Annotated in this window: 21 protein-coding genes and 7 tRNA genes; 15 read left to right on the forward strand and 13 right to left on the reverse strand. The window is 59.5% G+C overall.

Translation table 11 applies throughout. From position 1 onward, the window contains the following. Window positions 1–5: 5 nt before the first annotated feature. The 3 genes from BN2154_RS07005 to BN2154_RS07015 all read right to left on the reverse strand — a co-directional run bounded on the left by BN2154_RS07005 (window position 6) and on the right by BN2154_RS07015 (window position 2,328). Window positions 6–836, reverse strand: coding sequence for a hypothetical protein (locus BN2154_RS07005; RefSeq protein ID WP_050618139.1), 831 nt, complete (start codon window positions 834–836; stop codon window positions 6–8). Window positions 837–929: 93 nt separating this feature from the next. Then, window positions 930–1,604: a TVP38/TMEM64 family protein gene (locus BN2154_RS07010; protein WP_050618140.1), complete on the reverse strand. Its 675-nt coding sequence runs from the start codon at window positions 1,602–1,604 to the stop codon at window positions 930–932. Between the two features lie 650 nt (window positions 1,605–2,254). Then, window positions 2,255–2,328, reverse strand: a tRNA-Gly gene (locus BN2154_RS07015). A gap of 147 nt (window positions 2,329–2,475) precedes the next feature. Between BN2154_RS07015 and BN2154_RS07020 the strand changes: the two genes are divergently transcribed. Continuing rightward, the gene (locus BN2154_RS07020) at window positions 2,476–3,033 is read left to right on the forward strand and encodes a manganese efflux pump MntP (protein ID WP_050618141.1); all 558 of its coding nucleotides are present in this window, start codon (window positions 2,476–2,478) and stop codon (window positions 3,031–3,033) included. A gap of 45 nt (window positions 3,034–3,078) precedes the next feature. Here BN2154_RS07020 and BN2154_RS07025 read toward each other — a convergent pair whose 3' ends face one another. From BN2154_RS07025 to BN2154_RS07040, 4 genes are all read right to left on the reverse strand, one after another. Next, complete coding sequence (locus BN2154_RS07025; protein ID WP_050618142.1) at window positions 3,079–4,449, reverse strand: short-chain fatty acid transporter; 1,371 nt, start codon at window positions 4,447–4,449, stop codon at window positions 3,079–3,081. A 426-nt stretch (window positions 4,450–4,875) separates the two neighbouring features. Beyond that, window positions 4,876–6,219, reverse strand: coding sequence for a short-chain fatty acid transporter (locus tag BN2154_RS07030; RefSeq protein WP_050618143.1), 1,344 nt, complete (start codon window positions 6,217–6,219; stop codon window positions 4,876–4,878). A 279-nt stretch (window positions 6,220–6,498) separates the two neighbouring features. After that, on the reverse strand, window positions 6,499–7,773 hold the full coding sequence (locus tag BN2154_RS07035; RefSeq protein ID WP_050618144.1) for an adenylosuccinate synthase: 1,275 nt from the start codon (window positions 7,771–7,773) through the stop codon (window positions 6,499–6,501). Between the two features lie 138 nt (window positions 7,774–7,911). Continuing rightward, window positions 7,912–8,571: an RsiV family protein gene (locus tag BN2154_RS07040; protein ID WP_050618145.1), complete on the reverse strand. Its 660-nt coding sequence runs from the start codon at window positions 8,569–8,571 to the stop codon at window positions 7,912–7,914. 138 nt (window positions 8,572–8,709) lie between these two features. On the opposite strand from BN2154_RS07040, the gene BN2154_RS07045 reads away from it, so the two are divergent. The 8 genes from BN2154_RS07045 to BN2154_RS07080 all read left to right on the forward strand — a co-directional run bounded on the left by BN2154_RS07045 (window position 8,710) and on the right by BN2154_RS07080 (window position 11,294). Continuing rightward, entirely contained in the window at window positions 8,710–9,024 is a 315-nt protein-coding gene (locus tag BN2154_RS07045; RefSeq protein WP_050618146.1) for a YerC/YecD family TrpR-related protein, read from the forward strand. Beyond that, window positions 9,021–9,767 carry a class I SAM-dependent DNA methyltransferase gene (locus BN2154_RS07050; protein ID WP_050618147.1) on the forward strand — a complete coding sequence of 249 codons (747 nt, stop codon included), beginning with the start codon at window positions 9,021–9,023 and terminating at the stop codon, window positions 9,765–9,767. Before BN2154_RS07045 ends, BN2154_RS07050 begins: the two co-directional genes overlap by 4 nt. A 3-nt stretch (window positions 9,768–9,770) precedes the next feature. Then, window positions 9,771–10,652 (forward strand): Hsp33 family molecular chaperone HslO, encoded by an 882-nt coding sequence (gene hslO / locus BN2154_RS07055; RefSeq protein ID WP_050618148.1) that lies wholly within the window; start codon window positions 9,771–9,773, stop codon window positions 10,650–10,652. A gap of 101 nt (window positions 10,653–10,753) precedes the next feature. Next, a tRNA-Val gene (locus BN2154_RS07060) sits at window positions 10,754–10,829 on the forward strand. A 24-nt stretch (window positions 10,830–10,853) separates the two neighbouring features. Next, window positions 10,854–10,930, forward strand: a tRNA-Asp gene (locus tag BN2154_RS07065). A 21-nt stretch (window positions 10,931–10,951) separates the two neighbouring features. Then, a tRNA-Phe gene (locus BN2154_RS07070) sits at window positions 10,952–11,027 on the forward strand. A gap of 93 nt (window positions 11,028–11,120) precedes the next feature. After that, window positions 11,121–11,196, forward strand: a tRNA-Gly gene (locus BN2154_RS07075). Between the two features lie 24 nt (window positions 11,197–11,220). Beyond that, a tRNA-Cys gene (locus BN2154_RS07080) sits at window positions 11,221–11,294 on the forward strand. Between the two features lie 394 nt (window positions 11,295–11,688). Here BN2154_RS07080 and BN2154_RS07085 read toward each other — a convergent pair. Beyond that, window positions 11,689–12,195, reverse strand: coding sequence for a hypothetical protein (locus BN2154_RS07085; protein ID WP_238074840.1), 507 nt, complete (start codon window positions 12,193–12,195; stop codon window positions 11,689–11,691). A 281-nt stretch (window positions 12,196–12,476) separates the two neighbouring features. On the opposite strand from BN2154_RS07085, the gene BN2154_RS07090 reads away from it, so the two are divergent. Beyond that, on the forward strand, window positions 12,477–13,874 hold the full coding sequence (locus BN2154_RS07090) for an alanine/glycine:cation symporter family protein (protein WP_050618149.1): 1,398 nt from the start codon (window positions 12,477–12,479) through the stop codon (window positions 13,872–13,874). A 25-nt stretch (window positions 13,875–13,899) separates the two neighbouring features. Here BN2154_RS07090 and BN2154_RS07095 read toward each other — a convergent pair whose 3' ends face one another. Next, window positions 13,900–15,672, reverse strand: coding sequence for a CvpA family protein (locus BN2154_RS07095; protein WP_238074842.1), 1,773 nt, complete (start codon window positions 15,670–15,672; stop codon window positions 13,900–13,902). A 98-nt stretch (window positions 15,673–15,770) separates the two neighbouring features. Continuing rightward, window positions 15,771–16,349, reverse strand: coding sequence for a hydrolase (locus BN2154_RS07100; RefSeq protein ID WP_050618150.1), 579 nt, complete (start codon window positions 16,347–16,349; stop codon window positions 15,771–15,773). 211 nt (window positions 16,350–16,560) lie between these two features. Here BN2154_RS07100 and BN2154_RS07105 point away from each other — a divergent pair. The 3 genes from BN2154_RS07105 (at window position 16,561) to BN2154_RS07115 (ending at window position 19,641) form a co-directional block, all read left to right on the forward strand. Next, window positions 16,561–16,652, forward strand: a tRNA-Ser gene (locus BN2154_RS07105). Window positions 16,653–17,144: 492 nt separating this feature from the next. After that, on the forward strand, window positions 17,145–18,980 hold the full coding sequence (locus BN2154_RS07110; protein WP_050618151.1) for a TIGR03960 family B12-binding radical SAM protein: 1,836 nt from the start codon (window positions 17,145–17,147) through the stop codon (window positions 18,978–18,980). Beyond that, a complete protein-coding gene (locus BN2154_RS07115) occupies window positions 18,973–19,641 on the forward strand; it encodes a TIGR03936 family radical SAM-associated protein (protein WP_050618152.1) in 669 nt (222 codons plus the stop codon). Before BN2154_RS07110 ends, BN2154_RS07115 begins: the two co-directional genes overlap by 8 nt. Before the next feature lie 37 nt (window positions 19,642–19,678). Here the strand turns inward: BN2154_RS07115 and BN2154_RS07120 are convergent, their stop codons facing one another. Genes BN2154_RS07120 through BN2154_RS07130 form a run of 3 tightly spaced genes read right to left on the reverse strand, consistent with a single transcriptional unit; the run spans window position 19,679 to window position 21,926 of the window. Then, the gene (locus tag BN2154_RS07120) at window positions 19,679–20,305 is read right to left on the reverse strand and encodes a peptidoglycan-binding domain-containing protein (RefSeq protein WP_050618153.1); all 627 of its coding nucleotides are present in this window, start codon (window positions 20,303–20,305) and stop codon (window positions 19,679–19,681) included. Then, on the reverse strand, window positions 20,305–21,525 hold the full coding sequence (locus BN2154_RS07125; RefSeq protein ID WP_050618154.1) for a peptidoglycan-binding domain-containing protein: 1,221 nt from the start codon (window positions 21,523–21,525) through the stop codon (window positions 20,305–20,307). Before BN2154_RS07125 ends, BN2154_RS07120 begins: the two co-directional genes overlap by 1 nt. 11 nt (window positions 21,526–21,536) lie before the next feature. Beyond that, the gene (locus tag BN2154_RS07130; protein WP_094762405.1) at window positions 21,537–21,926 is read right to left on the reverse strand and encodes a hypothetical protein; all 390 of its coding nucleotides are present in this window, start codon (window positions 21,924–21,926) and stop codon (window positions 21,537–21,539) included. Between the two features lie 123 nt (window positions 21,927–22,049). On the opposite strand from BN2154_RS07130, the gene BN2154_RS07135 reads away from it, so the two are divergent. Both BN2154_RS07135 and BN2154_RS07140 read left to right on the forward strand, forming a co-directional pair. Continuing rightward, window positions 22,050–23,231 carry an iron-containing alcohol dehydrogenase gene (locus BN2154_RS07135; protein WP_050618156.1) on the forward strand — a complete coding sequence of 394 codons (1,182 nt, stop codon included), beginning with the start codon at window positions 22,050–22,052 and terminating at the stop codon, window positions 23,229–23,231. A gap of 26 nt (window positions 23,232–23,257) precedes the next feature. Continuing rightward, entirely contained in the window at window positions 23,258–24,403 is a 1,146-nt protein-coding gene (locus BN2154_RS07140; protein WP_242853713.1) for a hypothetical protein, read from the forward strand. Window positions 24,404–24,445: the final 42 nt, after the last annotated feature.

Genomic DNA, 24,445 nt, shown 5'->3' on the forward strand with positions numbered 1-24,445 from the left:
AAGGGTCAGCAGCAGCCCTTGACCTCACGGAAGGCTTCGCCGCAGGCGAGATGATTGGGCGGGAAGAATTCGTCCACCGGGAACTTGACATGGCGGAAGATCTCACAGGGATCGTCCTCGCCGCCGCTGCCGCAGGTGCACTCCTTGTCGGGCATGCAGTAGTCATAGACCGGCATGAGAAGCTGGGTCTCCCGCTCCAGACGGATGATGGAGAACTGGCCCAGAGTGACGTAGACCCGCTTGCCGTCGTTGCCGAAGCACAGGTCGCTGCCGAAGCAGGCGCAGATGCAGGGAGGGATTTCGGTCAGCTCGCAGTCGCAGGGGCGGCACTCACACACGTCCACCAGCTTCATGTTGAGGACGATGGGATCGACCGCCTCTACCACAGCGGTGGGCAGATTGCTCTTGCGGATGTTCTGCTCGTCCAGCCCGTCAAAGACGGCTTCGGAGCTGAAAATCTTGGCGTTGCCCTCACTGCCGAAGAGGATGACCCGCTTGTCAAAGACGGCCAGGCCGCAGATTTCCACAGGCCGGGCGGCGCCTACAAAGGCGTCGGCGGTGACGCGGTAGAAATAGCGGACGTCCACGGTATAGAAACCGCGGTTGAAGCCGACGGGCTCCACGTCGATGTACACATACAGCAGTTCTGCGGTACCGGCCTTGATGCTGATGGCGCGGTCAATGGCGCACTGGGAGCACTGGGTGGGATAGAAACGAAGATCCTCAATGCAGTCCTTGTCACGGCAACTATCAAAGATTTTTTTCGTGTGTATGCACACGGCCTCCCGGATACAGGCGGTATCCTGCACGGGACCGGGCACGACCTTATCAGGCATTGTAATACCTCCTAGATTGATGGTGTCAGGATGGTTGGCTTCCATACCATTCTATGAAACCAGGAGGGTTTGGTGCGCCGCCTTTGCCTGTGATTACTTGCGAAAGTGGGAGAGGAGCTTTTCCTCGATCTGGTCGCCGTAGCGCAGTCCCAGGAGAAACAGGGTTAGGCCGCAGATGCCGATCAGCACCATGCCCCAGAGGGGGATGGATATGACCGAGCCGCCTACGGCACAGGCCACCAGGAGGCCCCAGGGGCGGGTGAGGAGGACGATGACGAAAAAGCGGAGACAGCCGATATCGGTGAGCCCGGCCAGAATACAGATAAGGTCGTCGGGAAAGAAGGGGAAGAGAAAGACCAAAATGAGAAAAATATCCCTTTTGCGTCGGATAACATCCAGATAGCGGTCAGAGACCTTCTGACTGACGAACTGACTGGCAAACCGCTGTCCCAGAGCTCTGGCCAGCCAAAAGGCAAGCATGGAACCCAGGAGCACGGCGGCGGCCGTGAGGAAAAAGGCCTCCCACATGCCGAAGAGCAGGGCGCCGGCTGCGGCGGTGAGGTTGCTGGGGATGGGTGCAAGGATAACCGAGGCCAACTGCACCAGAAAATAGACCAGCTGCGAGTATGGCGAAAAGCGGTCGATGTAGCGCTGCATCCCGTTGAGGGAACGTACGTCGAAGAAGCCGGTTCGCCAGAGAAAGAGGACCCCGCCGCCAATCACCAGCAGGGCCGCCAAAAGAGAGAGAAGCCGTCGATGCGATTTCATTGTATCCCCCACGTCTATTACAGCAGATGGAAGGCTCGGAGCCAGGCGGGAGCTGGTTCGGCCCTTGCTGTCCCTAGAGTATCATATTCCCGGGACAGATGCTATATAGAATGCCTTAAGAATTTATAAAGTCAGACAAAAGCCGACAGGCCCGGGACAGACATTTTGCTGTCCCGGGCCTGTCGGCCTCGGCTGCGCTCCTTCGGGGCCTGGTAATGACCCTTATGTTAAAGCCCGCAAAAGGGGCCCTGAAAACAAAAAAGCCACACCCAAAGGTGTGGTAGCTTCCTTGGTGGATCCGTTTTATCGGTCACTGATGGTCTGCTTTTGCTCGCTGCCAAAAATCAGATCGTCAACATCCAGAGCCCGTACATGGTTGAGAATGCTCATACTGTACAACACCTCCTTTTCTTCGATTCTGTCCTTATGATAGCGGATGACTGGAAAAAATACAAGAGAAAAGATATACAGAATGCATAAAAAAACATATAAAAAGATTGTGCAGATAGCCAATTTGGCTTTTGCGCCCGACCCAAACCGGAGCCCGGTACAGTGGGCGCGGTTGGGAAGGGGGCAGCAGAAGGAACCCATGACGGGTTTGGCGATGGAATAAAAAACTCGTCGCAAGTGTTTTATCACTTGCGACGAGCTGGAGCAGGTGACGGGAATCGAACCCGCGTGTTCAGCTTGGGAAGCTGACATTCTACCATTGAACTACACCTGCAAATCAAACTGCCTAAATAATATATCACATGTGTCGGAACTTTGCAAGAGTGATTTTGACGCTTTTTCTAAGATGCACCAATCGGATACCTGAATCCTATACTGGATTGAATCTATGGTGGGTTTTCGGGCCTGAAAGGGTGTTACTGTGTACATTGTTTCTGTATTCCTGTTTGCGGCTGCCGCAAACCTGGACAGCTTTGTGGTGGGGCTGTCCTATGGAGTGCGCCGCGTACATATCCAGTTCCGCGCCAATCTGTTGATCGCAGGGATTGTCATGCTGGGAACGTTTTTGTCCATGGTGCTGGGAGCGGGGCTGAAGGGGCTCATCCCGGCGGAGTGGGGAGGGCGGCTGGGAAGCGGTATGATTCTTCTGCTGGGGGCGTATTGCCTGGTCTGCTTCTTTGTGCGGCGGGGAGAAGGGGAGGCGGGGCCGGAGGTAAAACTCCAGTATATGGGCCTGCGGGAGACCGCCGCGCTGGGCTGTGCGCTGACGGTCAATAATGTGGGACTGGGGATGGGAGCCAGCATCGCGGGTCTGGGGCTGTGGCTGACTGTGCTGGCCTCCTCTGCATGCAGTTTTTTGTTCCTCTATGCAGGGAACCGCCTGGGAAAGAGCTGGCTGTCGGCGGTGATTGGGGGATACGCCGAGCCAATTTCAGGGGTGATGATGATTGCCCTGGGCCTGTTTGAGCTGTTGGGATAAAAAAGGGCTCCTCCGGAAAACCGGAGGAGTCCAGCACTACCTGGATTAGAACAGCGCGGCCCACAGGAGGAAGCCGCCGCAGGCCACCAGGCCGGTAAAGATCAGCACGATGACCAGATAGCCCATGATGTCCTTGGCGGACAGACCGGCTACGCCCAGAGCGGGCAGGGCCCAGAAGGGCTGAATCATATTGGTCCACTGATCGCCCCAGGCGATGGCCATGCAGGCACGGCCAGCCTCGATGCCCATCTTACTAGCAGCAGGCATCACGATGGGGCCCTGCACGGCCCACTGACCGCCGCCGGAGGGGACAAAGAAGTTCACGATGCCGGCGGACAGGAAGGTGAACAGGGGGAAGGTGACGTTGTTGGAGATGCTGACGAAGAAGTCGGAAATGATGGAGGCCAGGGATACGCCGTTGGCGTTGGCGGCGACCATCATGCCCATGATGCCAGCATAGAAGGGGAACTGGAGGAGGATACCGGCCGCGCCGGAAGCAGCCTCACCGATGGCGTCCACGTACTTGCGCAGATCGCCGTGGAGCAGCACGCCCACAAACAGGAAGATAAAGTTGACGATGTTCAGGTTCAGGCTGTTGGGAATCCCGGCAGGGCCGCTCTTCTGGACCACGTCGATGAAATAGAAGACGATGTAAGCAAAGCCGGCCACAATGGTGATGATCCACAGAATTTTGCTGTGCTCCATCTTTTCAGCCGGGGTGCTGACGGAATACTCCTTCTCAGCCTCGTCCACCAGCAGAGCGGGGTCCACAGTAATGGTGTGCTCCGTATCGGGATGCATAGCGTAGTTGACGAAGGGCATCACAATCAGGATAACCGCGCACATGAGCAGGTTCATGGGATGGAAGATGGTCAGATTGGTGCCGGCCTGGTAGGTGGCCTCGCCGATGGTGTAGCCACCCGAGATGGTCAGGGGGATAGAGCCTGACAGACCGGCGTGCCAGATGACAAAGCCGGAATAGGCCGAGGCGATGAGCAGACGGTAGTCCACATCGCGGACACGGCGGGCGACTTCCTTGGCCAGCAGGGCGCCGGCGATGAGGCCGAAGCCCCAGTTCAGCCAGCAGCAGATGACGGACACAAAGGTGGTGATGAGAATGGCGCTCTTCTTGTTCTTGGCGGTAGAGGCGATAGCGCCCAAGAACCGCTTAAAGACCTTGGCGGAGGCCATGGCGGAGCCCAGCACCAGAACCAAGGCCATCTGCATCGAGAAGGCCAGCAGATTCCAGAAACCGCTGGTGTTGCCCCACGCCTTGATCATGGCGACAGGGCCCTGCTGTGTACCGAGCATTGCGGCGACATACACAACGATGCTCAGGATGATGGCGAACAGGAACGGGTCCGGCAGCCACCGGTTGACTACGCGCACGCAGCCATTGGTAAATTTTTTGAACATGCATTTCCCTCCTTGCAATATTCCATCGTGAACAAACCCCAACACAATTTGTTCACAATTCCAGACCTCATTATAAACCAAAAACCTTTTTTGTCAACATAAATCGGCAGGGTTTCCGTCAGTGAGACCGGGAGCCGTTGGGGCGCAAGGGGTTCAACAAACTGGTCAAAAACTAAAAAATGAATGGACTATTTCATAAAGTCCTCATCTGCTGAGGGATCATTCCAATGTGACAGGTGAAAAAAACATCACTTTTTATGCAAAAATAAAGCAAATTACTGGTGCTACCAATCGACGATTGGGTACGCAAAAAGCCGCAGGCGACTGCCTGCGGCTTTTTGCGTGTGGGTGTTGGGGTTTCCTCTATGAATGGAAGGGAAATGGGTGTTGATCGGAAAGATGTAAAGATTAGAAGCTGGATAGTGCTTAGAAGAAGATGGCCCAGCCCAGGAAGCCGAGGCAGGCGACGATACCGGTGAAGATGGTGACGATGACCAGGTAGCCCATGATGTTGCGGGCGGAGAGTCCGGCGATGCCGAGCGCGGGCAGGGCCCAGAAGGGCTGGATCATATTAGTCCACTGGTCGCCCCAGGCGATGGCCATGGCGGCTCGTCCGGCCTCGATGCCCATCGTGGTGGAGGCGGGCATGACGATGGGGGCCTGTACCGCCCACTGACCGCCGCCGGAGGGGACGAAGAAGTTGATGAGGCCGGCAGACAAGAACGTCAGCATGGGGAAGGTGACTTCATTGGAGACGCTGACGAAGAAGTCGGCAATGATAGAGGCCAGGGATACGCCGTCGGCGTTGGGCGCCACCATCAGGCCCATGATACCGGCATAGAAGGGGAATTGAAGAAGGATGCCGGCGGCGCCGGAGGCGGCATCACCGATGGCGTCCACATATTTACGCAGGTCGCCGTGGAGCAGAATGCCCAGGAACATGAAAATCATATTGACGATGTTCAGACCCAGGTTGAAGCCGCTGGTGAAAAAATAATAGATGATGTAAGCGAAGCCCAACACCAGAGTGATGATCCAGAGAACTTTGCTGTGCTCCAATTTTTCGGCGGGGGAGCTGATGGTGTAGGTCCGCTCCTCCTCATCGACCAGCCGGGCGGGGTCCACGGTAACGGTGTGCTGTACATCAGGGTGCATAGCATAGTTGACGAAGGGCATCAGGACCAGAATCACGCCGACCATGAGCAGGTTCATGGGATGGAAAATGGTCTGGCTGGTGGGCACCTGATAGACGACTCCCAGGATCTCGCTTCCCGTGGATATCTGGAGGGGAATGGAACCGGAGATGCCGGCGTGCCAGATGACGAAGCCGGAATAGGCGGAGGCAATCAGCAGGGCGTAGTCCACGTCGCGGACCCGACGGGCCACTTCCTTGGCCAGCAGGGCGCCGGCGATCAGGCCAAAGCCCCAGTTCAGCCAGCAGCAGATGGTAGAGACGAAGGTAGTGACAACAATGGCGCTTTTCTTGTCCTTAGCCAGACTTGCAATGGAGCCCAGCGCCTTTTTGCAGACCTTGGCGGAGGCCATGGCGGAGCCCAGAACGAGGACCAGGGCCATCTGCATGGAGAAGGACAGCAGGCCCCACATGCCCTTATCATTGCCCCAAGCATTGACCAGTTCAATGGGGGACTGCTTGGTGCCGATCATAGAGCCAACAAAGGTAACGATGGTCAAAATGATCGCAAACAGGAATGCATCCGGCAGCCAGCGGTTGACCACGCGTACGCAGCCATTGGTAAATTTCTTGAACATAGAACTCCTCCCAAACTTCTTTGTTCCGATTGCATTGAGTCAGGGCCCTGGCTCCAACCTACAATATGCATCATACCGAGAAAGTTTACAAAGTCAATGCGAAAAATGGTAATTTTGCCCATTCTTTACCTATGATTTACCTGTAGCTTACAATTTAAATTGTATTTTTACGATTTACATACAATGTAAAATGATGAAAAGACGGAATGTAAAGAAAAGTGGCCCGGACGACCGTCCGGGCCACTTTTCTTTACATTGAAAAACGGAGAGGGAAGCGCCTCAGCGCCGGGTAATCTCGTGGCGCTTGGGGCCGGTGGAGACGATAGAGATGGGGACTCCAATCTGATTTTCCAGGAAATCGACATACGTCCTGGCCGCCTCGGGGAGCTTCTGGTAGTCGGTCTCTCCCCGGATGTCGCACTTCCAACCGGGCAGCGTCTCGTAGACGGGCTTGGCCTTTGCCAGCAGGGGCGGGACGGGAAAGTCGCGGGTGACCTTGCCGTCGATCTCATAGCCGGTGCAAACCTTGATTTCATCCAGGTAGCCCAGGCAGTCGATGGCAGTGAGCACCACCTCGGTGGCGCCCTGGACCATGCAGCCATACCGAGTGGCTACGGCGTCAAACCAGCCCACCCGGCGGGGGCGGCCTGTGGTAGCGCCGTATTCGCCGGCGTCACCGCCCCTGCGGCGCAGCTCCTCGGCCTCCTCGCCGAAGAGCTCCGAGACGAAGGCGCCGGCGCCCACGGCGCTGGAGTAGGCCTTGGTGACGACCACGATATCCCGGATGTCCCGGGGGGAAATGCCCACGCCGATACAGCCGAAGGCGGCCAGCGTATGGGAGGAGGTGGTATAGGGGTAGATACCGAAGTCGGGGTCCTTCATGGAGCCCAACTGGCCCTCCAGCAGGACCTGCCTGCCGTCGGCCAGAGCGGAGCGCACAAAGGTGAGTGCGTCGCCCACAAAGGGGGATATCTGCTCCCGGTAGCCCATGAGGAGCTGGAACAGCTCCTTGGGGTCGAGCAGGGGCTTGTGATACAGATGCTCAAAGAGCACATTCTTGATGGTGCAGACGTGCTCCAGCCGGTCCATCAGGAGGGTTTCGTCGTACAGCTCACAGACCTGAATGCCGACCTTGGCGTACTTATCAGAATAGAAGGGGGCGATGCCCGATTTGGTGGAGCCGAACGCATTGCCGGCCAACCGCTCCTCTTCATAGGTGTCCTGGAGCACATGATAGGGCATCAGAAGCTGCGTGCGCTCGGAGATAATGAGATGAGGGGCGGGCACGCCGCCGGCCTCCAACTGCCCCAGTTCCTCCATGAATTTGGGGACATCCAGCGCCACGCCGTTGCCGATGATGTTAGTGGTGTGGGGATAGAAGACTCCGGAGGGGAGCTGGTGCAGGGCGAATTTACCGTAATCGCAGATGATGGTGTGCCCGGCGTTGGCCCCACCTTGGAAGCGGACGACTACGTCGGATGCTTCTGCGAACATGTCGGTGATCTTGCCCTTGCCCTCGTCGCCCCAGTTGGCGCCGACGATCGCTTTGACCATAAAAACTCCTCCTGTATATTCGGTTTGCGGTCCTCATTTCAGGACATGTTATTATATCCTAAGGTGCCCTGATACACAAGAAAGAATTTTCCATTTTCAGTATTTTTGTGGAGTTTTATGGTGGAAGGGCGGGAGAAGTCAGGAGGCTTGTGAATTCTGTTCTCCCGCCGCATCTGGACGGGGCAGGAGGAAGACCGGGATGCCCTCGGCGGCGGGCGCCAGCGAGAGCATGGGGAAGAAAACAGCCAGAGAATCTCCCGTCAGATAGAAGCGCTGCGGGGAAAAAAAGCGGCGTACCCGGGCCGGCGCATCGGCGTAGAAGAAGGATTCCCCGCTTTGCAGGCGGGCTTCTGACTGTGCGGTCAGCTCCGCCAGCAGGGACTGGCGCCACAAACGGGTTGGGGGGAGAAAGTCGGTGAGAAGATGAGGGACTCCGCTGGCCAGGTCCCAGGTGTCGGCGGTGCGGACGGTGAGCGGCCGGCCGGTAGAGCGCTCGACGGCATCCACATAAAGACTCAGAAGGCCGGCCTCCTCCTGTGTCACCCGGTAGTCCAGCGTGACGCTCCAGGGCTCGAATGGGCGGGAGGCCGCGCGGGCTTCCGCCAGCGCGGCGCAGGCGGACGGAAACAGGGAGGTCTCCCAGCGTGCTTTCCAGATCTGCGCCAGCTTGCCGTAATAGCGGTTGATACGCCGGGCGCCCCGACTCTCTGCGTCCAGCTCAGGGGTGCGCAGGGACAGAACCAGCACCGGCTCGCCCTCCCACTTCAGGGCCTGCTTCCACAGGCAGTCCTTGACCATGTCATCAGCTCCTCTCCCTTTATGCTATGAAGAGACGGGAAAAACGTGAAAGCAGCGGATTGCCTCTTTACCTTCGTACTTCACAGTGGTAAAATAATAAGGAGCAAGGCTCTGATTATAGGAAAGCGAGGTCCCGACATGACCAAAAAGCCCAAGAAGGAGCACAGCGACCTGCTGTATGAAAGTATTCTGACTTTGCAGGACCTGGATGAGTGCCGCAAGTTTTTTGAAGACCTCTGCACCGTGGCGGAGCTGCGGGCCATGGAACAGCGGTTCGAGGTGGCGCTTCTCCTCAGCGACGGGATGATCTATAATGATATTTTGGAGCGTACGGGGGCCAGCAGCGCCACCATCAGCCGGGTGAACCGCTCGCTGAACTACGGTGCGGACGGCTACAAGAACGTATTGCCCCGGGCCAAGGACATCCGAAAGAAGTACGAGCAGGACGAATGAGCAGCTACGAAGCGCTGGCGGGGCGGTATGACGCACTGACCGCCGATGTGCATTATGAGGTATGGGCGGATTATGCCGAAAAGCACTTTCGAAGGGCCGGGCTTCCGGTCCACACGGTGCTGGACCTGGCCTGCGGGACCGGAAGCCTGACCTGCCGGCTGGCGGAGCGGGGCTATGAGATGATCGGCGTGGACCAGTCGGAGGAGATGCTGGCTGTGGCGGCGGAAAAGGGACGGGCCGTCCAGGGTGAGAAGCCCATCTTCCTCCACCAGTCCATGCAGGAGCTGGATCTTTACGGGACCATCGACGCCTGCGTCTGTTGTCTGGACAGCGTTAACTATGTCACGTGCCCGGCGGACCTACGCCGGGCGTTCCAGCGCGTTCATCTGTTTCTCATGCCGGGCGGGGTCTTTCTGTTCGATGTGAACACCCCGGAGAAGCTGAGGAATCTGGACGGCCAGATGTTTATGGATGAGACCGATGACACATACTGTGTCTGGCGGGCGGAATACTCGGCCCGCCGTCGAATCTGCACCTACGGCATGGACCTGTTTTTTCGCGAGGGCGCGCTGTGGCGCCGGGAGGAGGAGGTCCATGAGGAATATGCCTACGAGCCCCGGGAGCTGACGGATTATCTCCATGCGGCCGGCTTTCGGGATGTGAAGCAGTACGGCGAATTAAAGCTCCGCCCGCCGAAGCCGGGGGAGGGGCGTATCTTTTTTGCCGCGCGAAAGGATTTGTGAACCATGGATGAGATTATAAGGATGATGACCGGGGACGGCATGGTCAAGGCTGTGGCCGTCACCGGCAAGGATATGGTCGAGCGTGCCCGGCAGATCCACAAGACGCTGCCGGTGGCCACCGCCGCCCTGGGCCGGACGCTGATGGCGGCCTCCATGATGGGGGACATGCTCAAGGAGAAGGACGGCTCCGTGACCCTCCAGATCAAGGGCGGCGGGCCGCTGGGCGCCATCACGGCGGTGTCGGACAGCCGGGGCAATCCCAGAGGTTACCTGCAGAACGGCCAGGTGGATATTCCCCGCAAATACCAGGGCAAGCTGGATGTAGGGACCGCCGTGGGAAGCAGCGGCTCTCTGACCGTCATGAAGGACATGGGACTCAAGGAGCCCTATATCGGCAGCGTACAGTTGGTCAGCGGGGAGATCGCCGAGGATATCACCGCCTACTTTGTGGAGAGCGAGCAGGTCCCTACCGCCTGCGCGCTGGGGGTGCTGGTGGACAAGGATCAGAGTGTGGCTGCGGCGGGAGGCTATCTGGTTCAGCTTCTGCCCGGAGCGGACGAGAGCGTGATCCAGCGGCTGGAGGAGTCCATCGCCCGGCTGGGACCTGTCACGGACGCCCTGCACGGCGGCGCCGACGCGGTGCAGCTTTTGGGGCGGGTGCTGGAGGGGCAGGAGCCGGAGCTCCTGGAGCGCAGACCGGTGGCCTACAAGTGCTATTGCAGCCGGGAGCGGGTGTCCCGCGCCATCATCAGCATGGGCAAAGAGGAGATGCAGAACCTCATCGAAGAGCAAGGCGGGGCGGAGCTGACCTGTCAGTTTTGCGACAAGGTGTATCGCTTTACTAAAGAGGATTTGCAAGAACTTCTGGAGGAAGCGACGCGATAAAGGACAAAAAATATCCAGGAAAGGCAAATTTGGTGTTGACATCTTAGCCTGGCTTTAGTATAATAACTTTCGCCGTCTGAAAGAAACAAATACGGCACCAGGGGAGCATAGCTCAGCTGGTAGAGCGCATGCCTTACAAGCATGATGTCACAGGTTCGAGTCCTGTTGTTCCCACCACAGGTCTTTGACCTGACACCATCTGGCGCGGTAGTTCAGTTGGTTAGAACGCCGGCCTGTCACGCCGGAGGTCGAGGGTTCAAGTCCCTTCCGCGTCGCCATGGGCGGCAACGCCCGCATTTGCCTCTGTAGCTCAGTTGGTAGAGCAGAGGACTGAAAATCCTCGTGTCGTTGGTTCGATTCCGACCGGAGGCACCAATCTCCGGGGGATGCCCATTGGCGTCCCCCGGGAGATTTTTCTCTTCCCATGCATCAAACGCGAATCTGCGGCATATGCTGGACTGTTGATTCGCAGGTGTAGCTCATCTGGTAGAGCGCCACCTTGCCAAGGTGGAGGTAGCGAGTTCGAGCCTCGTCACCTGCTCCAGGAGACTGTGGGTCTCCGCTTTCCGGCGCCATAGCCAAGTGGTAAGGCAGAGGTCTGCAAAACCTTTACCCCCAGTTCGAGTCTGGGTGGCGCCTCCATAAAAATAACCACACCGTCAGGTGTGGTTATTTTTATGGAGACCTGGGGATTTTAACATGCTCGGGCGAAATGAATTCCCCTGCGCCGCCCCGCTGTGCGGGGCCCCGGTTCCGGCCAGGCATCTATAGTGTTCGGACAAGACAAAAAGAAGGACACGACAAAGGGCAGTATCCGTAAGACAGTTATATACAGGAACAGCGTGACTTTCGAAGTCACGCTGTTCCTGTATATAATAATATAGATAGCCGCAAAGCGGCGCAAGCGGTGTAGCCCCTTGTTCGGAACGCAGTGACGCAAAAAGTACATACGGGGCTACACCGTATAGAAATGCGCCCCCCGTCCTAAAGGATTTTAGAAACGGTTCGGCAAACCGGAAGTTGTCTGCCTACTAATTTACTCAACATCAAATTCTCTCGCCAGATAATACGGTGTTCCGTCTTTTGCTTTCATTTCCAATACTATCCGATAGGTTCCCGCTTCCAAGCGAGTACCATAATAATCATATTTTTGAACAACGCTCCCCTGCAAGCCTGTCCCGTCATTTCCACCCAACGAAAATTCTAAATTTCTAAAAGGAAATGCGTCTTGCGAATATGCCAAACGATACCATTGCCCGTCAATATAGCGTTCGAGATACTCAAAGCCAGGGCCACCATCCTCAATGAAGGAATAGACTTCTTTAGAATTTGCAGTAACGGCCCAGCGAATTGTATAGCCTCTAAATGGAGACCATGATGGCTTTTCGATGGTCAGTTCAAAGCCATCAACTTGATTGACAGGATAAGAGACTGGCTCTCCCAGTTTGGGATACTCTGCTGTGACCTGTAAAGTAAGCCATACCCCGCCAGCACAAATGAAGATAAAAATAAGTAAAACAATCCAACCACTGTATTTCTTCATTAGAAACCTCCTCTGAAAACCCCGGTTTGGCGCATATTTTTATCAAACATATTGTAGCAGAAACCCGCAAAGAAATCTACTGTACAAAGAGAAACGCCTGAAGAATTCGCAAATTCTTCAGGCGTTGTGTTTATATTCAGCCAACAGCTTTTTCGGGGTACGGGCAATACTGTCTTACGAACACCGCCCCAAAGTCGTGTCCTTCTTTTTGATTTTGCGCGCGCCTTTGACGGCATTTTTGGGCCTATGTCCACATACTCCTGAGTAGAGGAGGTGTGGACATGGTTTTTTTAGAGCGGCTTGGCGGCTGGATCTGGAATCCTTGGCTGCTGGGCGGCTTTTTGCTGCTGGGACTCTATTATTCCCTCCGCAGCGGATTCTTTCAGGTGTTTGAATGCAGGCTGTGGCTGCGGGCGACGCTGGGCTCGCTGCTGCGCAAACGCGGGCGGGGGAATGGAAAGGGGCTGACCCAGTTTCAGGCCCTCTCCACCGCCCTGGCCTCCACCATCGGCACCGGCAGCATCGCAGGCGTGGCTACCGCCATCTTCTACGGCGGGCCGGGCGCGGTGTTCTGGATGTGGGTCTCCGCCTTCCTGGGGATGATGACCGGCTGCGCGGAAAAGACGCTGGCGGTCCGCTACCGGCAGCGGAACGGCGCGGGGGCATGGCAGGGGGGGCCCATGGACTATATGGAGCGGGGACTGAAGCTGCGACCGCTGGCAATGATGTTCTCTCTCTTCTGCGTATGCGCCTCCATCGGCGGCGGGGATATGGTGCAGGCCAACTCCATCGCCACCTCTCTGGAGCACGCCTTCGGCTGGGACCGTCTGGCAGTGGGGTGCGTGACCGCCGTCCTCACCGGTCTGGTCATTCTGGGCGGCATCGGCCGCATCGGACGGGTGAGCGAAAAGCTGGTGCCGGTGATGGCGCTGCTCTTTTTGGGCGGCGGGGTGCTGGTGCTGGCCCGCCATGCCGTCGCGATACCGGCGGCCCTGACGGAGATCTTCACCCAGGCCCTGACCCCAAAGGCGGCCCTGGGAGGCGGGATGGGGTACGGCATGGCGGCGGCCATGCGCTACGGCGTGGCCCGGGGTGTGTTCACCAATGAGGCCGGCCTGGGCTCCTCCGCCATGGCACATGCCGCGGCGGACGTGGATGAGCCGGCTGAGGAGGGCATGTGGGGCCTCTTTGAGGTCTTTATTGCCACGCTGCTGGTCTGCACGGTTACCGCACTGGTCATTCTGGTCTCCGGCGTGTACGCGCCCCAGACGGCTCTAAGGGCCATCCAGGCGGGAACGGTGGACAGCTCCATGGTGGGCGCAGCCTTGTCGGGAGCGGCTTTTGCTACGGTGATGGGCCGGTGGGGGGGACCCTTTGTGGCGGTCTGCCTTTTGATGTTCGCCTTCTCCTCCTTGCTGGGCTGGAGCTATTATGGGGAGCGGGGGCTGGAATACCTCACCGGCACCAGCCGCTGGACGGGCGTCTACCGCATGGCCTTTCTAGTCTGTGTGGTCCTGGGGAGCGTTGGGGACGTGGGGACGGTCTGGCAGCTGGCCGACGTGTGTAACGGGATGATGGCGCTGCCCAATCTGGCAGCCCTGTTCCTCCTGTCGCCGGAGGCACTACGACTCATCCAGGCGTGGACGCGCAGGCAAAAAAGCGCCCCGGACCGAGCGTGAAGTCGGTCCGGGGCATTCCATACCGTCAGGCGGCGGGAACTACGGATGCAGCACCAGGGAGGGCCGAAGAGGCGTCGGGGGCGGCCTCCGGCGCAGAGACCGCAGGCTCGGGGGAGACGATGGGGTCCGGCGTGGCCTTTCCGTCGATGGTGAGGCTGTAGCCGTTGAGGATGGGGTTGACCTCCTCACCGGTCTGGGGCGCGTGGTCGATGGTGACCGAGTCGCCCACCTTGAGGATGACCGCCGCCGGATTGTCCAGCGCGGAGAGGGAGTAGTAGACATCTTCGCCCTCCAGACGGACGAAGTAGTAGGTGTTGCCGTCCAGAACGGCGGAGAGAATCTCCTCTACGGCGCCGGAGATGGTGGTCTCAGGCAGGACCTCAGGAGTGGTGATGTTGTTTTCAGCCAACTGGAGGATATAATCCTTTTCACATTCCGCCACGGTGTTGCCGATGCCCACGATCTGATACTGCGAGACGTTGACCATGGCGTACATCTTGACGAGCTGGGCGGCGTCCTTCAGGGCAATGAAGTAGGTGGGCTGGCCGGAGATGTTGAGCAGGAGAGGGAAGGTGGCCTGGTACTGAAGGTGCTGGACCTTGCCCTGCGCGGAGGCCATTGCGGACTGCTCCGTGGCGCCGGGGGCCTTATAGTACTTGGTTTCCTTGGTCCGCTGGTTGGACAGCAGGAAGCCCACGTTGGACTGGTCGGAGCCCACGGAGGTGACGCCGGTGTACATATATACGTCGTCGCTCAGGGCAATATAATTGAAGCCCTCGGTGGTGTGGGTTACGTCCCGCTGACCAAAGATGGAGTTGATGAAGCCGTTGACCAGGGTGCCGTGGTAGTCATACTGCTCCATGATGAGTGAGGCCAGGTAGACCCGGTCCACCCAGGTGGGCACATCCTCGTAATACTCGCACTCACCGGTGACAGCATCCATCAGTACGGCGCCGTCGATGTCCCGGCCGCCGAAAAGACCGATGGTCATCTCCAGCTTGGGACAGACCCAATAGGGGTGGCCGCTCTCGTCGATCTCAAAGGTGGGCGTGGAGAACATATAGGTGGGATAGGTAAACCGCAGGTGCCGCATGACGTTGCGGTTCAGGGGCTCGGAGGGGGAATACTTCATGCCCTCCGGCAGGCGGACCACCTCGGCCTCCTGGGAGACCATGTCCACGATGATATAGGCGGGCAGGCCCTGGCTGCGGTTGTTGAACCATTTGATGAGATCGCCGTAGTTCAGCGGGGTGACGCGGACGGGGCGGCCCTGATAATTGATCTGGGTGTAATCATCGGCCACCTCGAACTGGCTGACCATGTCGGACAGCTCGCCCAGCTTGCGGTCGCCCAGGCGCTGAGCGGACTGCTCATCCAGCATGGGGATCTGATCGAAAGAGATCTCCTCCACCTCGGCGGCAAAGTCGCCGTTTTCCACCGTGAGCAGGTCCCGATAGGAGGCAGCTCGGAAGATGGGCATGGAGATGACAGTGCCCAGGATGGCGATCACGATGAGCAGGAGCATCAGAATGCCGATGGGCAGGCATTGGGACTTGATGAAGCGGAAATACTCCTTGATGCCGCCACTGGCGTCCATGTGGAAGCCGGAGGTAATGAGGGCGCAGACCACGTAGATGATGCACAGTACGAAGAAAAAGCCGTAAAAATTGCTGTCATGGAGGTTGATCGCCGGCAGGGAGACGTAAAAATAGAGCAGGCCGAGAACGAGGGTGACAAGAATGTTGATCAGGATGCGGGAGGCTTTGTTTTTCAGGCCGCGGCGCGGTGATTTTTCCATAAAAAGCTCCTTTTTCATTCGGAATGGTTCGGTATTATGCTAATGTAACATATTATACCTTTGAATGCAAGGGATGAAACATGAACAGATTGTAACGCTTAGAGCGCGGCGGCCTCGGCTTCGACTTTGGCCTCGCTGTCCTGCATGGCGCGGAGTGTCATGTCCAGCAGCTTGTCCAGGTCCCAGCCCAGCAGGGCGGCTCCCTGGGCGATCACATCCCGGGAACAGCCGGCGGCAAACTTCTTGTCCTTAAACTTCTTTTTCAGAGACTTGAGCTCCATATCGGTGCAGCTTTTGGAGGGCCGCATGAGGGCCGCCGCGCCGATGAGCCCCGTGAGCTCGTCGCAGGCGAAGAGCACCTTTTCCATCTCATGCTCCGGTTTGACGTCGCAGGCCAGTCCCCAGCCGTGGCTGGCGGTGGCGTGGATCAGGGCCTCGTCCAGACCGTGCTCCCGCATGAGGACCTGGGACTTGACGCAGTGCTCTTCGGGCCACAGCTCGAAGTCCAGGTCGTGGAGCAGCCCGACGGAAGACCAGAAGCTCGCTTCCGCGCCGTAGCCCAGCTCCCGGGCGAACCAGCCCATAACGGCTTCCACCGTCAGGGCATGGCGCAGGTGGAAGGGGTCCTTGTTATACTTCCGGAGCAGATCCAGCGCCTGCAAACGAGAGAGTTCCATATCTTTGACACCTCTTTGGAAAATGTACTTCCATTTATAGCATGTTTTGGGGCACAATACAATGGCCCGCAGTTTTTTCGCAAATTTTGAAAATTCCCTCTTGACGGGAGGGCAAAAGATGATATAATAATCAATGCTGTTCGCCGCAGAGCACGCCCTCCGGCGGTCCGTACTTCCCTGTATTCGAGAAAGATTGCATACAGCATCAGATGGAGTGGTATCGAAGAGGTCATAACGAGCACGACTGGAAATCGTGTGACGGTCAAAAGCCGTCCGAGGGTTCGAATCCCTCCCACTCCGCCAAAATCCCCGTAACCGCAATGGTTACGGGGATTTCACATTTTTTGGGATACTTGCCGTGAAACAGGTATAAAAATAGAAGCACCGCTTCCCGCCCGGATCGTTCAAGCGTTACGGACAATGACCCCACAAAAGCGTACCACAGTGCGTCTTCTGCCCCCAGTCTGCCCAGGCGGGACCGGCTTCTGAAGGGCGCCGCAAAATAAGAAAATCACGCAGGGCATCAGTAGCTCATACGGGGCGAACCTGAAGTCTGCATGCCTGCGGGATGCATCGAAGGTAATCAGCTCACCCTCTTCCACCGCTGCGGAGCGGTCAGAGGTATTCGAGCCAAAACCTTCTATGGATAGTATACCCCAGCCCGGCGGAGGAAGCAAGCAGAGAATTCCTTTGTAATTCCCCGTAGTGGAGCGCAGAGAGAAATTGGACTTGCCATTCCTTACTCCACAGGGTAAAATAATTCATTGACAAACAATGAGGCGCTGGAGGACTGGCATGGACAGGACAATGGAGATGATTCTCTCCCGGGTACAGAAGCCCGCACGGTATACGGGAGGGGAATACAACGCGGTGGTCAAGGACCGCCGGAGTGTGGACACAAGGGTAGCACTCTGCTTTCCGGATACGTATGAGATCGGCATGTCCAACCTGGGTGTACGCATCCTGTATGGACTGATGAATGAGCAGGAGGGCGTCTGGTGTGAGCGGGTCTTTGCCCCCTGGGGGGATATGGAGGCCGAGATGCGCCGAGAAGGGCTTTCCCTCTACGGGCTGGAGAGCGGCGACCCCATCTCGGGGTTTGACGTGATCGGCTTTTCCCTGGGCTATGAACTGGCCTACACCAATGTGCTCAATATGCTGGACCTGGCCGGGCTGCCCCTGCGCACGGCGGACCGAGGGGAGGAGAGCCCCCTGATCATTGCAGGCGGCACCTGCGCCTACAACTCCGAGCCCCTGGCGCCCTTTATCGACATCTTTTGCCTGGGTGAGGGGGAGGACGTGCTGCTGGAGCTGCTGGAGCTCTACCGCCGCGCCCGGAACGAGGGGTGGCGCAGGCGGGAACTGCTGGTAGCCGCCGCCCGTATCCCCGGCCTGTATGTGCCGTCGCTCTATGAGGTGACCTACGGGGAGGACGGCGTGGTGACCGCCGTCACGCCGACGGAGGGTGCGCCTTCCGTGGTGACCAAACGGATCGTCCAGGATTTTGAGCACTCCTATTTTCCCACCAAGACCATCGTGCCCTCCACCGAGATCGTCCATGACCGGGTGATGCTGGAGGTATTCCGCGGCTGTATCCGGGGCTGCCGCTTCTGCCAGGCGGGCTATGCCTACCGGCCGGTGCGGCCCCGTTCCCCCCAGCGCCTGCTGGAGCAGGGCATCGCCGCGTGCCGGGATTCCGGCTATCAGGAGATGACCCTGTCCAGCCTGTCCACCAGTGACTACCGGCCTCTGGAGGGCCTGTGCGACGGCCTGCTGGACTGGTGTGAGCCCCACAAGGTCTCGCTGTCCCTGCCCTCCCTGCGGGCGGACAACTTCTCCATGGGACTCATGGAGCGGCTCCAGCATGTGCGAAAGAGCGGGCTGACCTTCGCCCCGGAGGCGGGGACCCAGCGGCTGCGGGACGCCATCAACAAGAACGTCACCGAGGAGGATCTGCTCACCTCCTGCCGCACCGCCTTTTCCGGTGGGTGGAGCTCGGTGAAGCTCTACTTCATGCTGGGCCTGCCCACCGAGACCGACGAGGACGTGCTGGGCATTGCCGAGCTGGCCAGGAAGGTGCTCCAGGTCTGGCGGGATGTAACTCCCAACCGGCGCCGGGGCTGCCGCATCACGGTGTCCACCGCCTGCTTCGTCCCCAAGCCCCACACAGCCTTCCAGTGGGAGCCCCAGGTGGAGCGGGAGGAGTACCTCCGCCGGGTCAAGCTGTTGCGGGACAACATGCGGGAGAAATCCATCACCTATCACTGGCACGATCCGGAGACCAGCTTCCTGGAGGCGGTTTTTTCCCGGGGGGACCGCCGGCTGGCCGACGCCATCGAGGCCGCCTGGCGGGACGGGGCCAAATTTGATTCCTGGAGCGAGTATTTCAGCCTGGAGCGGTGGCTGAAGGCCCTGGCGGCCTGCGGCCTGGACCCGGCGTTCTATGCCAACCGGACCCGGAGCCGGGACGAGGTGCTGCCCTGGTCCTGCGTTTCCACCGGCGTGCGCACGGAGTTCTTGTGGCGGGAGCGGGAGCTGGCCTATCAGGCCAGGATCACCCCGGACTGCCGGAAGCAGTGCACCGGCTGCGGGGCGGACAAGCTCTATACGGGAGGTATCTGTGATGCCTGATCAGCGCATTTCCTTTTCCAAGACTGGGCGCGCCCGGTACATCTCTCACCTGGATTTGATGCGCACCTTCCAGCGGGCGTTTCTGCGGGCCGAGGTGCCCATCCGGCACACAGAGGGCTTTAACCCCCATGCCTATGTCTCCATCCCCCTGCCCCTGTCGGTGGGCTATTCCAGCGAATGCGAGATTATGGAATTCGGACTGATGGGGGAGGTGCCTTTGAGCGAGGTGCCCTGGCGGCTGACCCGAACGCTGCCGGAGGGCATTACGGTCCACCGGTGCTACGACGCCGCACGGCCCTTCAAGGAACTGTGTTATGTCAACTATATCATCACCCTGGAGTATGAGGCGGGGACCCCGGTGGGGGCGGAAAACGCCATCCGGGCCCTGTTGAGCCGGGACGCGCTGGTGGTGACAAAGAAGTCAAAAAAGGCCAAGTCAGGTGAGACGCAGGTCGATCTGATCCCACTGATCCACCGGGTGGACTATGAGGGACGCCGGGATGCGCTGACCCTGAACGCAGTGCTGCGGGCCCAGAACCCGGGCCTCAATCCGGCGCTCATTTTGGAGGCGATTGGGAGGGAGTGCCCGCAGGCGGCGCCGGACTATGTGAGCTATCACCGCAAACGGGTGCTGGACCGGGAGTTCCAGCCCTACGAGTAAAAAACGCCGCGTGCTGTTGTGAGCACGCGGCGTTTTTTTACCGGCAGAGGCCGCCGGGGCCGTCGGGCTCCCAGGGGAAGCCCCTGGTGTCCGGCGAGCGCTCCGGGTCGATCTGGGATTCGGAAAAGCAGAGGACATCCTCGAAGTTACGGGAGATATACATGCCGTAGAGGCGGCTCAGCATATCCCAGGTCAGTTTATCCAGCGCCCCGGTTTCGTCCAACCCGGCCCGGCGCTGGAGCCAGAGCGCGTTGCGCACGGAGGCGCCGGTGTGCCGTCCGGTGACCGGGGTAGGCTCAATGCCGGACAGCACATGGGACAGGGCCAGAAACAGGGACTGGACCAGGTACATATGGACGCAGCAGTCCCCGGGCCGGACGGTGAAGGCCAGGTCTCGGAAGGCCTGGACCGACCTGGGCGGAGCGGTGATCCGCAGGGAGGCGTAATAAGCGGTGACGATGGCGTCCCAGGTGCCGTTGTCCACCCGCCCGGTGACGGGGCGGCCGCTCTGGCGCTGGAAGCGCATGACCGCCTCCAACGTCTCCTCACCAAAGATGCCGTCGGGGATGAGACAGGGGATATTATGGTCGCAGTAGGAGATTTCCCGCAGCATGACCTGGAGGCTGTGGATGGGAAGCCCCAGAAAATCTCGTTCGCTTCGCATCAGCTCCCACTCCTTTCCACATCCCGGTCGCCAAGGCGGAGCTCCCGACCAGGGAACTGGGTCATACGGGTGATCTGGGAATAGAAATCTGGATCGTTGCCCAGCCCTTGCAGCTCGGCGGGGAAGAGAATGTCATCGGACAGCACAGTGACGTCAATACCCTCAAAGGCGGAGTAGAGGGCGTTCCAGGTGGCGGTATCCACCGTCCCGGTGACAGGAATTCCCTGGGCTGTTTGGAAGGAGCGGACCGCCTGGCGGGTGGCGGGACCATAGATGCCATCCAGTGTGACGAAGGGGATCAGAGGATCAAACTGGGCTAGGATGGAGAGAAAATATTGGACCATCAGCACCTGATTCCGGGGAGAGCCCTCGGACACCGCCTGCGGGGCCTGAAACGGAATGCCGAACATCCGCTGCCCCTCGCTGACCAGCTCGGACAGACGGTTTACCCCCACATAGAGGGAGACCAGCCGATACCAGGTGGCCTTGCCCACCACGCCGTCGGCGGTAAGGCCAAAGATCTCCTGGAAACGGCGGACGGCCTCCTCGGTCTGCTGGCCGAACACTCCGTCTACCGGCTGAATTTTGGGGATGGCAGGGTAGTTCTGGCCGATGCGGTTGAGCTCCGTTTGGACCACCACCACGTCGGGACCGGCTGCGCCCCGGCGCAGGGGCGAGCCGGGATAGGAGTTTTGGAGGCCCTGGACAGGGGCCTCCACTACCAGCTCGATGTCGTTTCCGTAGTACCGCCGCAGGATGGCCATGCTGTCCAGCCCCTGCTGGGCCAGCTCTTGACTGCCCCATTGGGACAGCCCGTCGCAGGTGACGGTGGTGCCGTTGCAGAACTTGGCGGCCAGAGGCTCCACAAAGCCCTGACGGCGGATATAGTCGTTGAAGATATCGTCCACCAATCGGTCGATATTGTCAAAGATGTTGCGGCCTTTGATGAACTTCTGGTCCGTGGCGGTGGTGGAGGTGATCTGGAAGGGATAGCCGCGGCTGACGTAGTATTCGGTGTAGACCCGGTTCAGGGCGAAGGAGATCTGCGCCAGAATATTGGCGCGGAGCGCCGAGAGCTCCCAGGTGGGATAGATCTCGCTGGAGGCTACATTTTTGATGTAGTCGGGGAAGGAGACGGTGACGTTTTCCGCGCTCTGGCTGGCGGGGCCCAGGTGTACGGTGATAAATTCGGGGACATAGGGGATGACAACAGGCGCCATGTGATTCTCCTTTACAGAGGCTGCGGCGTCACCGCAACGGTGCTGGTCATATCTGCCGGGTCGGGGTGTTCGGGCAGGGGGATTAGCTCGGCGTCCTGAAGCGTCTCCACTCCGGAAAAAATTTGCACATTTTCGACACGCAGCATCTGAAAATCCGGATGCTCGACCTGGATGTCACAGGTGGCGTAAGGATGCTCTGGGCCTGGGTGCGTGCTCCCGGCGGCGGCGGGGGCGGGGATGGATATCGGCTGGATCAGCCCGCTCTCATCCGTCACCCGAAGGGCAATGAGATCGCTGCGACCGTCCTGGGTAGGGCGGGTGAGGGTTACGCTGGCGTCGGGTACCGGGATCTGGGCCCGGGAGGTGTACACCCGGACGAGGACGCTGCCTTGCTCTTCCACATTGGATTCCTCCTTCTTTTTCATGCTCGATCCAATTTATGCGCAGACGAAGAAAGAATTGCAAGAAAAGAAGGGGTATAGTATACTGAATTTAAAACGGAGAAAAAGAAAGAGGTGCGCAGTATGCAGGCATTTACCTATCAGGTACCCACGAAGGTGATATTCGGGAGGGAGACGGAACAGCAGGCCGGACCGGCGGTGCAGGCGGAGGGCGGCTCCACGGTCCTGGTGCTCTATGGCGGCGGCAGCGCCGTCCGGAGCGGGCTGCTGGGCCGGGTGACGGCCTCCCTGACCGGGTGCGGACTGCGCTGGTACGCCAAGGGTGGTATCCAGCCCAACCCGGTGCTGCGCTTCGTCTGCGAGACCTTGGAGGAGTACCGGGACAAGGAGATCGACTTTATTTTAGGCGTGGGCGGCGGCAGCGTACTGGATACGGCCAAGGCGCTGGCTGCGGGACTTCCCCGGCCGGAGGTCCCGGTCTGGGACTACTATTCCGGAAAGGAGAAGCCCATTACAGCAATTCCGGTGGGGGCCGTGCTCACCATTGCCGCGGCGGGCAGCGAGACCAGCGACTCCACGGTCCTCACCAACGAGGCCACCCAGGAGAAACGGGGCTTTAACTCAGAGTGGAACCGCCCGCGCTTTGCCATTCTGAATCCGGAGCTGACCTATACACTGCCGCCTTATCAGACGGCCTGCGGCGTGGCCGATATCCTGATGCATACGCTGGACCGCTATTTTTCCGACGTACAGGGCAATGAGCTGACCGACGCGCTGGCGGAGGCCATTCTGCGCACGACCGTCCGGTTCGGGAAGACCGCCCTGGTCCGGCCGGACGATTATGAGGCCCGCTCGGAACTGATGTGGTGCGGGAGCCTGTCCCACAATAATTTGACCGGCCTGGGCCGGACCAAGGATTTTACCGTCCACCAGCTCGGCCATGAGCTCTCAGGGCGGTACGGCATGGCCCACGGAGCCAGTCTGGCGATTATGTGGCCCGCCTGGGCCAGGCAGGTGTGGACCCGCGACCCCGCCCGCTTTGCCCGTCTGGGCCGGACCGTGTTCGGCGTATCGGAGGAAGACGACGGGCAGGCCGCGCTGGCGGCCATCGCGGCGGTGGAGGCCTGCTTCCGGGACCTGGGGCTTCCCGTCAGCCTGGGGCAGTCGGAGGCCGGCGTAATCCCGGAGGAGGAGCTGGAGGCGCTGGCCCTGGGGTGCTCCCGCGGTCGGAGCCGTAGCGTGGGCAGCTTCTGCCCTCTGGACCACGACGGACTGCTGGCGGTCTACCGGGCCGCCAATCACTGAGCCCGCGGTGGCAGAAGGAGTAACCCATGATGAGAAAACAGGCGGCGGCGCTGCTGCTGGCCTTGACCCTGTTGGGCGGCGCCGTCACTCTGGCGGTCTCCGGCGGCACGTCCGGAGACCCGCTGGTGTCCAAGAGCTATGTGGATGGGACATATGTGCCCGCGCTGACGGCCCGGGCGGAGGAGCGGGCCGCCAAGCGCCATGAGGAGACCTATGCCGCGGCGGCGGACCGGCTGGAGGCCAAAGCAGACCTCTATGCGGCCCGTGCGGGGGTGCTGACGGGAGAGGGCAGCTATCATGCCGCCTTTACGGACATTCGGCTCAAGCAGGGGGATGTGGTGCAGGTGAGCGCCGGCTCGGGCTTTTTGCTGCTGGCGGGGGAGGCCTCGCTTTCCTGTCCCTCTGGAAAGGTGCTGGACCTGTCCAACGGCTGGGAGAAGTCTACTGGGGTCCTGACTCTGGAGCGGCGCTACCTGGCGGTGGAGAACACCGTGGCCGCTGTCACGGTGACGTCGCCCACGGCGGTGCTCTCGCTGGAGGGCTTCTACCGCCTGACCGGGAGCGGCGCCACAGACTATAACGCCCTGGCGGACGCCATGAAGGCCCTGGGGCTGTTCAAAGGGAGCGATACCGCCTATGGCTCCGGCTATGACCTGGAGCAGCCGCCTACCCGCATCCAGGGTCTGATTATGTTTCTGCGGCTGCTGGGGGAGGAGGAGACGGCGCTGGCCACCACGGCCCAGAACCCCTTTACCGACGTCCCGGCCTGGGCCGGGCCTTACGCGGCCTACGCTTATGAAAAGGGGTACACCAAGGGGGTGGACAGTGCCGCGCGGCTGTTCGGCACCGACAGCGCCATCAAGGCCGAGGAGTACATGACCTTTGTGCTCCGGGCGCTGGGCTATCGGGACTCCGGCGAAAGTCCGGACTTTATCTGGGATGCGTCCCTGCAAAAGGCGCAGGAGCTGGGTGTTCTCACCGCCGGGGAGTACCGGCTGCTGGCGGAGAGCCGCTTCCTCCGGGCCCAGGTGGTTTATGTCTCCTACTTCGCCCTGGACGCTGCGTACAAGGAGGGGGGAACTCTGCTGGCCCGTCTGGAGAGCTCCGGCACCCTGGACCCTGATGCGGTCCGTCAGGTCCGGTCGGGCGTAACGGTCTCCCGTCTGAACTAAATCGAAATTTTTGAAGCGCCGAACCAAACCGTACCTGATACA

Origin of the sequence: Intestinimonas massiliensis (ex Afouda et al. 2020), assembly GCF_001244995.1 — a bacterium.
GTDB lineage: Bacteria > Bacillota > Clostridia > Oscillospirales > Oscillospiraceae > Intestinimonas > Intestinimonas massiliensis.

Excerpts from the sequence above, each read along its gene's own strand:
- BN2154_RS07005 (WP_050618139.1), bottom strand. The coding sequence starts at position 836 with ATGCCTGATAAGGTCGTGCCCGGTCCCGTGCAGGATACCGCCTGTATC.
- BN2154_RS07010 (WP_050618140.1), bottom strand. The coding sequence starts at position 1,604 with ATGAAATCGCATCGACGGCTTCTCTCTCTTTTGGCGGCCCTGCTGGTG.
- BN2154_RS07025 (WP_050618142.1), bottom strand. The coding sequence starts at position 4,449 with ATGTTCAAAAAATTTACCAATGGCTGCGTGCGCGTAGTCAACCGGTGG.
- BN2154_RS07030 (WP_050618143.1), bottom strand. The coding sequence starts at position 6,219 with ATGTTCAAGAAATTTACCAATGGCTGCGTACGCGTGGTCAACCGCTGG.
- BN2154_RS07035 (WP_050618144.1), bottom strand. The coding sequence starts at position 7,773 with ATGGTCAAAGCGATCGTCGGCGCCAACTGGGGCGACGAGGGCAAGGGC.
- BN2154_RS07040 (WP_050618145.1), bottom strand. The coding sequence starts at position 8,571 with ATGGTCAAGGACTGCCTGTGGAAGCAGGCCCTGAAGTGGGAGGGCGAG.
- BN2154_RS07045 (WP_050618146.1), top strand. The coding sequence starts at position 8,710 with ATGACCAAAAAGCCCAAGAAGGAGCACAGCGACCTGCTGTATGAAAGT.
- BN2154_RS07050 (WP_050618147.1), top strand. The coding sequence starts at position 9,021 with ATGAGCAGCTACGAAGCGCTGGCGGGGCGGTATGACGCACTGACCGCC.
- hslO (WP_050618148.1), top strand. The coding sequence starts at position 9,771 with ATGGATGAGATTATAAGGATGATGACCGGGGACGGCATGGTCAAGGCT.
- BN2154_RS07085 (WP_238074840.1), bottom strand. The coding sequence starts at position 12,195 with ATGAAGAAATACAGTGGTTGGATTGTTTTACTTATTTTTATCTTCATT.
- BN2154_RS07090 (WP_050618149.1), top strand. The coding sequence starts at position 12,477 with ATGGTTTTTTTAGAGCGGCTTGGCGGCTGGATCTGGAATCCTTGGCTG.
- BN2154_RS07095 (WP_238074842.1), bottom strand. The coding sequence starts at position 15,672 with ATGGAAAAATCACCGCGCCGCGGCCTGAAAAACAAAGCCTCCCGCATC.
- BN2154_RS07100 (WP_050618150.1), bottom strand. The coding sequence starts at position 16,349 with ATGGAACTCTCTCGTTTGCAGGCGCTGGATCTGCTCCGGAAGTATAAC.
- BN2154_RS07110 (WP_050618151.1), top strand. The coding sequence starts at position 17,145 with ATGGACAGGACAATGGAGATGATTCTCTCCCGGGTACAGAAGCCCGCA.
- BN2154_RS07115 (WP_050618152.1), top strand. The coding sequence starts at position 18,973 with ATGCCTGATCAGCGCATTTCCTTTTCCAAGACTGGGCGCGCCCGGTAC.
- BN2154_RS07120 (WP_050618153.1), bottom strand. The coding sequence starts at position 20,305 with ATGCGAAGCGAACGAGATTTTCTGGGGCTTCCCATCCACAGCCTCCAG.
- BN2154_RS07125 (WP_050618154.1), bottom strand. The coding sequence starts at position 21,525 with ATGGCGCCTGTTGTCATCCCCTATGTCCCCGAATTTATCACCGTACAC.
- BN2154_RS07135 (WP_050618156.1), top strand. The coding sequence starts at position 22,050 with ATGCAGGCATTTACCTATCAGGTACCCACGAAGGTGATATTCGGGAGG.
- BN2154_RS07140 (WP_242853713.1), top strand. The coding sequence starts at position 23,258 with ATGATGAGAAAACAGGCGGCGGCGCTGCTGCTGGCCTTGACCCTGTTG.